At 61.4% G+C, this 12,379-nt stretch carries 14 protein-coding genes; 5 read left to right on the forward strand and 9 right to left on the reverse strand.

Annotation, left to right across the window (positions count from 1 at the left end; all coding sequences use genetic code 11):
- Positions 1–3: 3 nt before the first annotated feature.
- The 4 genes from paaD to paaA are packed head-to-tail and all read right to left on the reverse strand — an operon-like array spanning position 4 to position 2,580.
- Positions 4–477, reverse strand: a complete 474-nt coding sequence (gene paaD / locus DL899_RS02400) for a 1,2-phenylacetyl-CoA epoxidase subunit PaaD (RefSeq protein ID WP_111732177.1) — start codon at positions 475–477, stop codon at positions 4–6.
- Entirely contained in the window at positions 471–1,238 is a 768-nt protein-coding gene (gene paaC, locus DL899_RS02405) for a 1,2-phenylacetyl-CoA epoxidase subunit PaaC (protein WP_111732178.1), read from the reverse strand. The genes paaD and paaC overlap by 7 nt, the downstream gene beginning before the upstream one ends.
- Positions 1,238–1,576, reverse strand: coding sequence for a 1,2-phenylacetyl-CoA epoxidase subunit PaaB (paaB, locus tag DL899_RS02410; protein WP_111732179.1), 339 nt, complete (start codon positions 1,574–1,576; stop codon positions 1,238–1,240). The genes paaC and paaB overlap by 1 nt, the downstream gene beginning before the upstream one ends.
- 11 nt (positions 1,577–1,587) lie before the next feature.
- Entirely contained in the window at positions 1,588–2,580 is a 993-nt protein-coding gene (gene paaA, locus DL899_RS02415) for a 1,2-phenylacetyl-CoA epoxidase subunit PaaA (RefSeq protein WP_111732180.1), read from the reverse strand.
- Between the two features lie 239 nt (positions 2,581–2,819).
- On the opposite strand from paaA, the gene DL899_RS02420 reads away from it, so the two are divergent.
- The 5 genes from DL899_RS02420 to DL899_RS02440 all read left to right on the forward strand — a co-directional run bounded on the left by DL899_RS02420 (position 2,820) and on the right by DL899_RS02440 (position 6,747).
- Positions 2,820–3,212 carry a VOC family protein gene (locus DL899_RS02420; RefSeq protein WP_111732181.1) on the forward strand — a complete coding sequence of 131 codons (393 nt, stop codon included), beginning with the start codon at positions 2,820–2,822 and terminating at the stop codon, positions 3,210–3,212.
- 97 nt (positions 3,213–3,309) lie between these two features.
- A complete protein-coding gene (locus DL899_RS02425; RefSeq protein ID WP_111732182.1) occupies positions 3,310–3,693 on the forward strand; it encodes a DUF2946 family protein in 384 nt (127 codons plus the stop codon).
- Between the two features lie 77 nt (positions 3,694–3,770).
- Complete coding sequence (locus DL899_RS02430) at positions 3,771–4,892, forward strand: ABC transporter substrate-binding protein (protein ID WP_111732183.1); 1,122 nt, start codon at positions 3,771–3,773, stop codon at positions 4,890–4,892.
- A complete protein-coding gene (locus tag DL899_RS02435; protein ID WP_111732184.1) occupies positions 4,889–5,971 on the forward strand; it encodes a FecCD family ABC transporter permease in 1,083 nt (360 codons plus the stop codon). Before DL899_RS02430 ends, DL899_RS02435 begins: the two co-directional genes overlap by 4 nt.
- Entirely contained in the window at positions 5,968–6,747 is a 780-nt protein-coding gene (locus DL899_RS02440; RefSeq protein ID WP_162685466.1) for an ABC transporter ATP-binding protein, read from the forward strand. The genes DL899_RS02435 and DL899_RS02440 overlap by 4 nt, the downstream gene beginning before the upstream one ends.
- Positions 6,748–6,999: 252 nt before the next feature.
- Here DL899_RS02440 and DL899_RS02450 read toward each other — a convergent pair whose 3' ends face one another.
- From DL899_RS02450 to DL899_RS02475, 5 genes are all read right to left on the reverse strand, one after another.
- Positions 7,000–7,503, reverse strand: coding sequence for a hypothetical protein (locus DL899_RS02450; RefSeq protein ID WP_111732185.1), 504 nt, complete (start codon positions 7,501–7,503; stop codon positions 7,000–7,002).
- A gap of 192 nt (positions 7,504–7,695) precedes the next feature.
- Positions 7,696–7,995 carry a hypothetical protein gene (locus DL899_RS02455; RefSeq protein ID WP_111732186.1) on the reverse strand — a complete coding sequence of 100 codons (300 nt, stop codon included), beginning with the start codon at positions 7,993–7,995 and terminating at the stop codon, positions 7,696–7,698.
- Positions 7,992–8,189: a hypothetical protein gene (locus DL899_RS02460; RefSeq protein WP_162685467.1), complete on the reverse strand. Its 198-nt coding sequence runs from the start codon at positions 8,187–8,189 to the stop codon at positions 7,992–7,994. Before DL899_RS02460 ends, DL899_RS02455 begins: the two co-directional genes overlap by 4 nt.
- Before the next feature lie 168 nt (positions 8,190–8,357).
- Positions 8,358–9,107 (reverse strand): glycoside hydrolase family 108 protein, encoded by a 750-nt coding sequence (locus DL899_RS02465; protein ID WP_111732188.1) that lies wholly within the window; start codon positions 9,105–9,107, stop codon positions 8,358–8,360.
- A 298-nt stretch (positions 9,108–9,405) separates the two neighbouring features.
- On the reverse strand, positions 9,406–12,366 hold the full coding sequence (locus DL899_RS02475) for a hypothetical protein (RefSeq protein WP_111732190.1): 2,961 nt from the start codon (positions 12,364–12,366) through the stop codon (positions 9,406–9,408).
- Positions 12,367–12,379: the final 13 nt, after the last annotated feature.

Raw genomic sequence — 12,379 nt, forward strand, 5'->3', positions numbered from 1 at the left:
CTTTCAGATGCACTTGAAATAGTCGAACGGTTCCAGGCATTCGCGGCAGCGCCACTGTGCCTTGCACGGCGTCGATCCGAACTGGCTGATCCGTTCCAGGTCAGTGCCGCCGCAACGCGGGCAACGGTCGGGCCCGCCGGCGGGCTGTGGCGGCGCAATGCCGTATTCCCGCAACTTGCGCCGGCCCTCGTCGCTGATCCAGTCGGTGGTCCAGGCCGGGCTGAGCTGACGCTTCAGTTCCAGGTTTTCGATGCCGTGGTGGCGTAGCGTGGCCTCGATTTCCATGTTGATGATGCTGGTGGCCGGACAGCCGGAATAGGTCGGCGTGACGGTGACGGTCAGTGTTTCCCCCACCCAGGCGACATCGCGGATCACGCCCAGGTCGGTCAGCGAGATGGCGGGGATCTCGGGGTCGGGCAACTCGTCCAGCCACTGCCAGATCTGATCCGCGCCGGGGCGCGCCATGACGTTCACCATGTGCTGCCCGGATAGGCGCGCTGCAGCCACTGCATTGAACACAGCAGATGCCCCAGATGCTCGGTATGCATCCGTCCGTCGCGCCCGCCGGAATGGGTGAACCGGGTGTCGGGCAGTTCCAGCGTGGCCTCGTTCATGACCCGTTTCAGCAGCGCGTCGTACTCATTGCGCAGGCTGGCGGGGTCGGGCGCCACCCCGGCAGCGGCCAGCGCGGCGTCGCCTTCGTCGGACAGGAACATCTCGCCCACATAGGGGTACAGGTAATCCAGTGCCGCCTGCATCCGGTCGTGGCTTTCGGCAGTACCGTCGCCCAGGCCCACCACCGTATCGGCCGAGCGTTCCAGGTGATAGGCCGCCTCCTTGGCCGCCTTGGCGGCGATCTCGGCCACCCGCGGGTCAGAGGATTGCGCCAGCCGCGGCAGCAGGATCGAGGCCCAGGCATCGAACAGGAACTGGCGCATCATGGTGCGCCCGAAGTCGCCGTTGGGCAGCTCTGCCAGCAGAAAGTTGCGGAAATCCCAGGCATCGCGCAGGAATGCAAGGTCATCGGCGCTGTTGCCCTCGCCCTGGATTTCGGCGGCGTATTCCAGCCAAAGCTGGGTCTGCCCGATCAGGTCGAGCGCGGTATTGGCCAGCGCGATGTCCTCTTCCAGCACGGGGGAATGGCCGCACCATTCCGACACGCGATGCCCGAGGATGAGGGCGCTGTCGCCCATCCGCAGCAGGAAGTTCAGCAGGGCGTCCTTGTCGTTGCCCGCCATCACATGTGCCCCACGTCGTCGGGAATGTCGTAAAAGGTCGGGTGACGATAGACCTTGCTTTCGGAGGGTTCGAACAACGGCCCCTTGTCGCCGGGCGCGGTGGCGGCGATGTGGCGGCTTTCGGCCACCCAGATCGAAACGCCCTCGTTGCGGCGGGTATAGACGTCGCGCGCGTGGTGGATCGCCGCCTCGGCATCGGGGGCGTGCAGGCTGCCGACGTGGCGGTGGTTCAGCCCGTGCTGGCCACGGATGAACACCTCCCACAAGGGCCATTCGTTGCGCCGTGGCGTGCTTTTGCCGTCCGTCTCGGGCAGGGCGCCGGGATTGACCGAACTCATTGCGTCTCCTCCTATTCCGCGGCGGTCTTGCGCGCGGCCTTTTTCCGGGCGTGGGCCAGCAGCCCTTCGCGCACCCAGGCGCCGTCCTCCCACGCATTGCGGCGGGCGCCGAGGCGGTCGGTGTTGCACGGGCCGTTGCCTCTGAGCACGTCAAAAAACTCGTCCCAGTCGGGCTGGGAAAAGTCGTAGTGTCCGCGTTTCTCGTTCCATTTCAGGTTCTCGTCGGGAACGGTAAGGCCCAGATATTCGGCCTGCGGCACCGTCTGGTCGACGAATTTCTGGCGCAGCCCGTCATTGGTGTCGATCTTGATCTTCCACGCCATCGACTGGGCCGAATGCACGCTCTCAGTGTCCGAGGGGCCGAACATCATCAGTGAGGGATACCAGAACCGGTTCAGCGCGTCCTGGGCCATGCGGTGCTGGGCCTCGGTGCCCTGGGCCATCTTCATCATGATGTCGTAGCCCTGGCGCTGGTGAAAGCTTTCTTCCTTGCAGATGCGCACCATCGCGCGGGCATAGGGGCCATAGGATGTGCGTTGCAGCGGCACCTGGTTCATGATCGCGGCGCCATCGACCAGCCAGCCCACCGCGCCGATATCGGCCCAGGTCAGCGTGGGGTAGTTGAAGATCGACGAATATTTCATCCGGCCCGACAGCAGGTCCTCGGTCAGGTCGTCGCGGCTGACGCCCAGGGTTTCGGCGGCGGCGTACAGGTAAAGGCCATGACCGGCCTCGTCCTGAACCTTGGCCAGCAGGATCATCTTGCGTTGCAGCGTCGGCGCGCGGGTGATCCAGTTGCCTTCGGGCAGCTGGCCGACGATTTCGGAGTGGGCGTGCTGGCCGATCTGGCGGATGAGGTTCTGGCGATAGCCATCGGGCATCCAGTCGCGCGGCTCTATCCGCTCATCTGCATCGACCCGGTCCTGAAAGGCGCGTTCCTGCGCGCTCATCTCCTCGCGCGGCTTGATCCCCTTGCCGGTGCTTTTGACCATCTGGGCATACATGCTGGCTATCCTCCCTGGCGGCGTCGAAAAATAACCGACCGCACGGTCGAGATAAGCACCCGCATGATTCGGCACAAGTAAAATGTTACTGTTATGATAACATTTGATCTGAGATGTAACATGTTGCGGCGCGTCCGCTTTGGCCTGTGAATGCCGGGGGCTCGACAGCTTTATGCCCCTTGCATATCAGAAAATCAGGGGAAGCATCTGAAACTCACCACTGCAAGAGACAGTCGAACATGGAAAACCTGCCGGTCATACGCTTTGCCCGCCCGTCAGACGACCTGGACGCCCTGATCGCGTTCTACCGCGATGGGCTGGGGTTCGAGGTCCTTGGCCATTTCGAGGATCACGATGGTTTCGATGGCGTCATGCTGGGCCTCACGGGCGCGCCCTATCATTTGGAATTCACGCGCCGCCGTGGGCACGCGGCAGGCCGTGCGCCGACGCAGGATAACCTGATCGTGCTGTATTACCCGGACGCAGGGGACTGGCAGGCGGCAGTCGACAGAATGCGCGGGGCGGGGTTTGCCCCGGTCCCATCGTTCAATCCCTACTGGGACAGGAATGGACGCACCTTCGAAGACGCTGACGACTATCGCGTGGTGCTGCAGAACGCCCGCTGGCCATAAACGGCGGCGGGGCAGCGCCTTTCTCGCGCGAATTGACTTCGATCAGGCAAGCTGCGACCAATGCGGTGGCGCTGTTCAACGCGGTGACGTCACGCCAATGCGTAAACGGCAAACATCATTCTGGCGGCGGTTCGGGCTGATCTTTCCGGCCCTGACATGGGTTGCCGTTCAGTTTGCCATGGCCGGCGGCCTGCAAGCGTCGCCCGCCGCCGGTCTGCTGATCGAGCTGTGTTCGTCATATGGTGGCGAAACCGTGGTCGTCGATCTCGACACCGGCGCGCCGGTCAAGCAGGTGCAATCCTCAAGCGGTTGCGATTGGTGCCACAGCTTTGGCAAGGCGGTCGACGTGCCGCCGCGAACGGTGCTCGACTGGCATGAACTGGCGCTGAATTACTCTCACCGGCTTGCCCTTGCGCCGCCGCCGCACCTGGTGCTGCGCCTTGTGGGTGATGCGCAAAGCCGGGCACCACCGGTCCTTTAGGTTTTCACGAACAGACATCTTCATGCCTGCCCGTTTCCCGGGCGGGTCCGTGACTTGTGTGAACCAAAGGACAATCCATGTTCCATTCTATCATTCGCGGCGTTGCCGCGGCCGCCGTGGCGGCATTCGTTTCTCTGCCCGCATGGTCGGGCACCCTTACCGTGACCGACACGCTGGACCGGCAGGTCGAAATCCCCGATGACGCGCAGCGCATCGTGCTGGGCTTCTACTTTGAAGATTTCATGGCCGTGGCCGGGCCCGGCGGTCTTGACCGCGTGACAGCCATCTCGCGCGCTCCGTGGGAAGGCTGGCGCAACCTGCAATGGCAGACCTACGTCAAGGCGATGCCACGGATTGCCGAGTTGCCCGACGTGGGCCACACCAGCGATGGCACCTTTTCGCTGGAGGCCGTGATCGCCGCCAACCCCGACCTCGTCCTGCTGGCGGGCTGGCAATACGAATCCCTTGGCGAAGTGGCCCAAAGGATCGAGGCGGCGGGCATCCCCATCGTCGTTCTCGACTACAACGCCCAGACGGTCGAAGAACACGTCGAATCAACGCACTTGCTGGGTCAGATCCTGGGCCAGCCCGAGCGTGCCGAAACCCTTGCGACCGAGTATGCGGCGGCTGTCGAGGCGGTCGAGGCGCGTCTTGACGCCATCCCCGAGGACCAGCGTCCCAGCGTCTATGTCGAGCTTGGCCGCAAGGGCAAGGATGTCTACGACAACTCCTATTCCGGCACGCAATGGGGGGCGGTTCTCGATCAGCTCGGCGCGCACAACATCGCCAACGGCCAGATCGAAAGCTGGGGACCGCTCAGTGCCGAATACGTACTGTCGCAGAACCCCGAGGTGATCCTGCTGGCCGGGTCCGGCTGGGTCGGTCAGGACGAGGCCATCCTGATGGGACCGAACGTCGACAGCGACCTGACCCACGCGCGGATGCGTCCCTATCTGGAACGCCCCGGCTGGAACGAGTTGGACGCGGTCAGGGATGGGCGGGTCTTTGCCGTCTATCACGGCGGTAACCGAACGCTTTTCGACTATGCGTTCCTGCAGTTCCTTGCCAAAGCGCTCTATCCCGAAACCTTTGCCGACCTGGACCCGCAGGCATCGCTTGACCGGTTCTTCGAGACCTACATGCCGATGAACTTTCACGGCACCTATATGACGCGGCTGCCCGCTGGTCAGGACGGATGAGCCACGACATCGCAAAGGGGGGGGCGGTATCCGCCGCCCCTTCCGCGCCGGCGGACCGGTCCTATCGCGCACTGGTTCAAAGGCGCCTGATATGGTTGGGTGGCGGGTTGGTGATATTTCTGTCGCTAGCCATAGTCGATATCGTCACCGGGCCGTCGATGCTGGGCCTTGCAGAGGTGGTGAACGCGCTCTTTGCGCCGTCCGGGGCCAGTTCGATGACGCGGGTCATCGTCCACGACATACGCCTGCCGATCACCTGCATGGCAATCCTGGTGGGCATGGCGCTGGGCATGGGGGGCGTGCACATGCAGACCATCCTGGGCAACCCGCTGGCCAGCCCCTATACGCTGGGCTTTTCTGCCGCCGCGGGGTTCGGCGCGGCGATCGTCATCCTGACCGGGATCGCCCTGCCGGTCGTGCCGTGGCTGACCATCCCGTTGTCGGCCTTTGCCATGTGCCTGATCGCGGGCGGTATCGTCTATTTCTTTGCCCGGATGCAGGGGATGAGCCCCGAGGTGATGGTGTTGGCCGGGATCGCCACGCTGTTCATGTTCCAGGCGGCTCAGTCGCTGGTACAATACATTGCCGCGCCCGAGGTCTTGCAGGCCATCGTGTTCTGGCTGTTTGGCTCGTTGCTGCGCGCAAGCTGGAGCAACGTACCCATTGTCGCCGCCGTTGTCGCGTTGGCAACACTGGCCGTGCTGCCCAACCTTTGGCAACTGACCGCCCTGCGGCTGGGCGACGGGCGCGCGGCGGCGATCGGCGTCAATGTGCGGAGCCTGCGGATCAGGATATTCGCGGTGGTCGCCATGCTGACGACCGGCGCGGTGGCATTCGTGGGCACGATCGGCTTTGTCGGGCTGGTCGCGCCTCATATCGCGCGCATGGCCGTGGGCGAGGATCAGCGCCTGCTGCTGCCAATGGCCGCGCTGACAGGGGCGAACATCATGCTGTCGGCGTCCGTCCTGTCCAAGATCATATCGCCCGGGGCGGTCATACCCATCGGCATCGTCACAGCGGTGATCGGCGTGCCGTTCCTCTTTTTTCTCATTATGCGCGGCCAAAGGAGAAACTGGTGACCCTGCGAATCGACGCGCTGGGCGTTTGTTATGGGGCGTCCCCCATCATACGCCATTTCAGCGACACATGGCGGGGCGGCGAACTGACCGCCCTGATCGGGTGCAACGGGGCTGGCAAGTCCACCCTGCTCAAGGCCCTGGCCGGGCTGTTGCCGGCCAGCGGCGGCGTCAGCCTGGATGGTGCCGGCCTGCGCGCTGATGAGCGCGGCGCGCGAATCGCCTACATGCCGCAGGAAACCGGTGCCACCTCTTCGCTGACGGTGCTCGAGGTGGTTCTGCTGGGGCGGTTGCGTTCGCTCGGGATGCGGGTGCCGGCCGGATTGATCGCCGAGGCCGTTGGCGCGCTGGATGCCTTCGGATTAGCCGCATTGCAGACCCGACGGATCGACGAGATCAGCGGCGGCCAGCGCCAGCTGGTGTTCCTGACCCAGGCGGTATTTCGTGCGCCACGGGTTCTGCTGCTGGACGAACCGACTGCGGCCCTCGACCTGCGTCATCAGTTGCTGGTGCTGGAAAGCCTGCGCAACCTGGCCGCAAGCACCGGAACGATCATCGCCATGGCGCTGCACGATCTCAACCTGGCTGCCCAGTTCGCCGACCGCCTTGTGGCGCTGCATGACGGAGCGCTCAGGGCGGCCGGACGCGCCGAAGAGGTGCTGACCGGCCCCAACCTGATGGATATCTACGGGATCGAGGCGGATGTCGTCCGCGTGGCCGGCGCGCGGCTGCAGGTCATGCCTCTGCGCGCGGCAGAGCGGGTGGCAGCTCCGTCATGACGGCGGGAAAAGTGTCCATCTTCCGATGATATACGTTCGAAGCCCGGATCGGGGAATCAGCCCGACACGACAACCCCGCGTACGGGTTGAAGCCGTCAACAAGTGCGATTTCAGTGGTGAGCCGTGCAGGATTCGAACCTGCGACCCACTGATTAAAAGTCAGCGGAACGTGTTCGCAACCATCTGTTTTTACACGGTTTTACGGAAAAGTTGTGTTGTGACGAATGGGCAGAATTGTATCAAAACGGCGGATCATGTGAACCGGAACAGGATCAGCCCGAAACTGACGGACCCGACAGAAACAGCCCCGCCGCTACTGTTCACCACGTCGAACTTCACGGTATCGGCGGCCGCCACATAGGCGCGGATCGACACTTCCTTGTTCAGACCGCCGGTCCCAAATCCGATGATGACGAAATCCCCGACAAGGGCGCCGGTTACGGACTGCGTGATCGACTGGTCAACACCGGATGCGATGCTGCCGAAGTCGATGCTGCCCGTCCACTTGATCACGGCGGTAAGGGACGCGCTGCCGGTCACGAAATTCAGGGTCGAGATGTTGGCCGTCGGTGCCGTCAGATTTGTGATCGTAGACGTGCCGAAGTTGTGATCCCCGCCAGCGTAGGCGATCCCCTCAAGCAGTTTCGACTTGGTGATCTTGTACGAGTTGCCCGTCGCAACGTCGAAGATCAGCAGGTAATCGTCATCCGAGATGTTCGCGCCTGGTATTGTAGAAAGGTCATCAAGTTCGGGCATTTTGCGTCTCCTTTGGGTGCCAATGTGGCACGCTTCCCTTCCCCGGTGTATTCACAAGAAGGCCCCGCCGGTGGACTAGACCGACGGGGCGACAGGGATTGACGCCCGGAAGCGCCTAAATGGAGCCCTTTCTCTTGCTGTTGTAATGACGGGTATGCGACCCGCCGCGCATCCCCTTGCGGGATTTCTGCCCTACAAATTGGGCGGATTTTTGGGTGGACCGTAGGTTTGCCAGTACTGCCCGGCGGCGAGGATGCAGGCCATGCCGTCGGGCGTGATCAGCATCAGGGTCCAGGTGCCCGTTTCATCATTCACCCATACCTCGGCAACCATGTCGCTGTTGATCAGGCCGCCATGCTGCCGGGACTCGCCATAGTTATCTGCCAACACCTGCCCGGTGGTTTCCATCGGCATGAGACGGCACGGCACCATTGTCGTTTGCGCCGCCGCAGCCGTCCCGAGCATCGCCAGGAAGATCGCCAGAAGTTTCATCGTCCGCACCCCGCGTCCAGTTTCTTGAGCAGCCGCGCCCCCGTCACCACCGACTTGTCGCCGCCGTCCTCGGCCAGCGCCTCTGCATGATCCGTCCGGTCGGCTCGGGTGCCGTCACAGATCGCTTCTGCGTCCACGCTCAGACAGCCAGCGACGGGCAGCAGCAGGGTCATCGCCAAGATCATCCGCATCATCCATCCGTCTCCGTGTGTCCTGGTATCCCTTGAGCGCCTTTCCGGCCTCGACCTGCCCGCGCTTGGACCACCCCAAAAGGACGGCCCCGGCCAGCAGGGCAACAGCCGCGCCGACCATCGCCGCCCACCGCCCGATGCGTGTTCCGGCCAGCCATGCGAAGATGCCGGTCATTTCCGCCCCTTCACCAGCCACCAGACGCCCGCCAGAGCCGCGATAACCAGCACGGCGGCGATAGCGTACTGCACCGGCCCGTTGCCGCTCAGAAGCGCCCCGGAACTGCCTACAGCGCCCGAAATAGCCGCCATTGCGCGGGGGTCCGTCAGCACGTCCTTTGCCGTGGCTTTGGCGCTTTCCTTGCCCTCGGCCTTAGGCTGCGGTGCGACAGTCGTTTCCGGCACGTCAGCATCTGCCGCCCATGCCAGCGATTGCACGCGCACTTCGTTCACCCGGCGCGACCATCCCTTGCCGAACGTGCCCCACGTCTTGAGGCGCTTCATGAATGCCAGCCGCTTGTTGCAATAGGTGCCGATCACCGATAGCCAGTCAGCCCCAATAGCCGCCGCGACGGTCTCTGAGCCGATCACGCCATCCACCGGCACGCCAAGGCACTCTTGCAGCCATCGTGCCGCACGCCCCGGCCCGCTGTTCACGGCGGCATCGAACACGCAATAGGCCACACCCGGCGGCAGGTCATCGGCCCGAACGGTGTTCCAGTACTGCCCGCGATAGATGGCCTCCACCTCGGCATCGGTGATGTTGCGCACCGATTGCGTGGGCAGGCCGCGACGGCGACGGTCAGCGTCATAGGTGCGCTGCGTAATGCCCTTCATGGTCGCCCCGCCAGGATCGGCGGGATGGTTTGAGTATCCGCCCTCGTGAACCCTCAGCAGCGCGAATGCGCGGGGGAATCTATCCATTGCGATTTTCCCTTTCAAATCTGGCGCGGTCCAGTTCAAGCCTGTCACGCTCAATCCGCCTCAATTCCCGCTTGTGGTGCCAGCTAAGAACGACGCCCGCCACGGCGCAGCCCGCGCCTATCCAACCCAGCAGGGATTGCCCGGAAAGCCAGCCGAGGATTGCCCCGGATGACCCACCCCAAAGGCCGGTGTTGGCGATGAATGAGACGGCCCGCGCGGGGGCGGAAATGTGATCTACGGCGGTCATTTTTCTATATCCAGCGCGCCATCACCGGGGCGCATATCGTGGTTGCTTTTGTCACAGCGAATCTAACGGTGCCAAAGCTCCGCGATATGCGCTGTAATACTCAAGACCCTCAATTCCTGTCATCGTCAGATCGACCGCACCAGTCTTAATATCCGGGTCAATCGGGCGATAGGTCATTGGGTCGATCACGTCGGTAATTGCTCCCTGCTTGTCGATGCCGTCTGCCTCCCAGCCGGGCGGATAATACACCTGCACGTCTGTGAGAATAGCACCGGTCTGCAATTCGGAACAAAGTGTGATTTGGTTATCCATATCGCCCGCGCTGGTAGTAAGTTTTTGGAATCGCAGGGGGGGGTCTTCCTCGTATATCCACGCATTACCGTCAAATATATCCGTTGGTATGGTCGTGTCGATCCTTTTCAAGTTTACATAACTAAGATTGTTTGAAATAGGATTGGTAATTCTTATTCCGCTGTCGATAATGAGATTATTAAATACCTTATTCAATACGCCATGGCTCAATCCGGCAGGTGAGTTAAATGATGCAATATTTTTATAGAACATTGGTACATTAGTATCATCCCCACTTATCAATGTATTGTTTGTGAACGCCCAAGGAAACAGCCAATCACTCGGGCCGGAATTTGCACCATGAGTGCTGATGACTGGCCTGTGCAACCGCCCGGCCTCATTTTTTGTGACAAGATCGAACCCCGTCTCATCGGGCTCTGGAATGGGGGGCACACGTGTAGAGTTGCGGCCCCGACGATTAAGCATGACACGTGTGCTGTTAGTGTCAAAGATGCAGTGGTGAATGTTCGGGAAGTCGCTACCGTAGTCAGTCGTGCTGCCAGTCCCGACACGTGACGGACCTGCTCCCTTGCAGATAATGTGGTGGATGTGCAGACGCTGTGAGCGATGCCCGATCTGAAAAGCATCATCCCAAATATTGAGGTATTGACCAGCGTGCGCCCACATAGCATTTTCGCGCGCTTGGCCTGTCAGCCCTTCTACAAGTGTCTTGTCTACCGGCCCGCCAATCTCAATATCTGGTCGAAAAATTACATGACCGTCAAAGAAGTTGCGGATTTTGAATTTACCACAGATGCGCCCGCCCCCATCAATATCCGCAATAGGGATTGCTTGGCATCTGTTCTGCACAAGAACCTCATCGCCGTTCTTAATATCGCCCCACGCAATATTAGTACCAGTTTCGTGCAGGTTGCCGTCAATGTCGAAGTGATCACCTCCAATCGTCCAGTTATTGCCAACCGGGTAGATCCCGATGTACGGGCAGCGGTTCGATTTCAGGTCCAGAATGCGGCAGTAGTCGCCATTTAATTTGATTAGAGTATAGAACCCGTCTATCTGCGTTCCAACCCAATCAATCCAATCTCCATCAATATTAAGACATATCTGCCCTTGTCGAAACAGCGCAAGGTCCGCAGCATCCGGATCGAGAGAAACTGGATGAACAGGGTCGTCACCGTATTCATCCCCCGAAAAAAATGGGTTCTCTGTGGCAATGTATGGCGGGTCCAACCTGATGCGAACTTCGCCGGTGCTTAACGCACAAACTGCAGGGCCAGTGTAGTAGTCACCGCTATCCGCATAAATTGATGTTGTGGCTTGGAATTTTGACGTATTATCGACCCTATACGATCCTAGTGGATACCATTTACCGTCAACGCGGTAAGACCCGCCGACCCACTGGCCTGACAGCCCGGTCAGCGTATTGGTTTCATAGACATTTCTACCAGACTCGGCGATTGGATTTGTCAAGCTGGCCCATGTCAACGGATCGTCAAAGACTGCTTTTTCTCCGGGGTAGTCGGTGAATGTCACCGGATTGCCAGGTTCCCCTCCGAACGTCGCGCTGCCCACGCGAAAGCCATCCCATCGGCCACCTGCAAGGCTATGCGCAGACGGCTTGTATGTTCCCCCTCTGAGATAGACGGTGTGGCCGGGAAGGATCACACCAGAGCCGCCAGTGAAAGCATGTTCAGGGCTGAACGGATCAGAGATTGAACCGGAGCCAGCAGTCGCGCCGGTCACCGTAGGGTCAACAAACCAAGCTAGACCAAGATCGAAAGTTTCATTTACAATCGCCTGTAGCGCCGCCTCAGCACCGTCTTGCGCGGTTTCAGCCGCCTCTTGCGCCGTCTCCGCAGCTTCCGCTGCATCGGCCACGGACGCGATCATGACCTCAAATATCACACCGCCGCTGCCGGTGTAGTCGTAGTCACCGCCGGACGTGACGCGCTTCACCACCATGCCGGTGTCGGTCACTGTAACCAACTCACCAACCGCAAGGTCGGTGGGAATTATATCGGAAAGGTCTGCGAAGGTATCGACGCGCGCAGAGGCGTAAAGCTCGGCCCTATCCGCACTGACAGAAGCACTCGATGCGGACGTGGCCGCCTTGGCCGCGTGGTGCAGGGCCGAGTACTGGCCGCTCTCGACCTCAACATCTTCCGCTGCCTCTGCCCACAACGCCGCCTTGTCGCGCGCCGCCTGGGCGACGGCGGCATATCCTTGCGCCATCTCAACTTCATCAGCCGTCGGCCCGTTCTGGAATACGCCGTCCTTGAACATGGGAACGGCGCCGTCCTCGAAATCGACGGGCGGTTGCGCGGTGGTGGTGCGAAGGGAGTTTGCCGCCTTGCCGACCGTCTCAACCAGCGTTGCCCACACCCGCGCCAGTTCCGCGTTCGCCTTGTCCGTCAGACGGGGCTCCGTTGGCCCGTAGTCGGTTTCCCGCTCCGGAACCATCGACCCCTCGATCCAGAGAATATCGCCGTTGCTCAGAGATGCATCGAAAGTGATCGTGGCGGCATCGTCATGGCCGCTGTCAAGATCGGCGGTAAGGGTCCAATCCTCGCGCTTTTCGCCGTTCACATAGACGGTCAGGGCGTCGGACTCGAACAGCCGGAAGCCGACATTGAACGGGCCGGCGGTATCCGATCCGAGCGTCGAGGCGGTGAAGCGGGGTGTTGATGCGACGGTAGCCATGCCGGGAATATCG

Source organism: Roseovarius amoyensis (assembly GCF_003260265.1).
GTDB lineage: Bacteria > Pseudomonadota > Alphaproteobacteria > Rhodobacterales > Rhodobacteraceae > Roseovarius > Roseovarius amoyensis.

Coding starts and splice junctions, on each gene's coding strand:
- paaD (WP_111732177.1), bottom strand. CDS start 477: ATGGTGAACGTCATGGCGCGCCCCGGCGCGGATCAGATCTGGCAGTGG.
- paaC (WP_111732178.1), bottom strand. CDS start 1,238: ATGGCGGGCAACGACAAGGACGCCCTGCTGAACTTCCTGCTGCGGATG.
- paaB (WP_111732179.1), bottom strand. CDS start 1,576: ATGAGTTCGGTCAATCCCGGCGCCCTGCCCGAGACGGACGGCAAAAGC.
- paaA (WP_111732180.1), bottom strand. CDS start 2,580: ATGTATGCCCAGATGGTCAAAAGCACCGGCAAGGGGATCAAGCCGCGC.
- DL899_RS02420 (WP_111732181.1), top strand. CDS start 2,820: ATGGAAAACCTGCCGGTCATACGCTTTGCCCGCCCGTCAGACGACCTG.
- DL899_RS02425 (WP_111732182.1), top strand. CDS start 3,310: ATGCGTAAACGGCAAACATCATTCTGGCGGCGGTTCGGGCTGATCTTT.
- DL899_RS02430 (WP_111732183.1), top strand. CDS start 3,771: ATGTTCCATTCTATCATTCGCGGCGTTGCCGCGGCCGCCGTGGCGGCA.
- DL899_RS02435 (WP_111732184.1), top strand. CDS start 4,889: ATGAGCCACGACATCGCAAAGGGGGGGGCGGTATCCGCCGCCCCTTCC.
- DL899_RS02450 (WP_111732185.1), bottom strand. CDS start 7,503: ATGCCCGAACTTGATGACCTTTCTACAATACCAGGCGCGAACATCTCG.
- DL899_RS02455 (WP_111732186.1), bottom strand. CDS start 7,995: ATGAAACTTCTGGCGATCTTCCTGGCGATGCTCGGGACGGCTGCGGCG.
- DL899_RS02460 (WP_162685467.1), bottom strand. CDS start 8,189: ATGATGCGGATGATCTTGGCGATGACCCTGCTGCTGCCCGTCGCTGGC.
- DL899_RS02465 (WP_111732188.1), bottom strand. CDS start 9,107: ATGGATAGATTCCCCCGCGCATTCGCGCTGCTGAGGGTTCACGAGGGC.
- DL899_RS02475 (WP_111732190.1), bottom strand. CDS start 12,366: ATGGCTACCGTCGCATCAACACCCCGCTTCACCGCCTCGACGCTCGGA.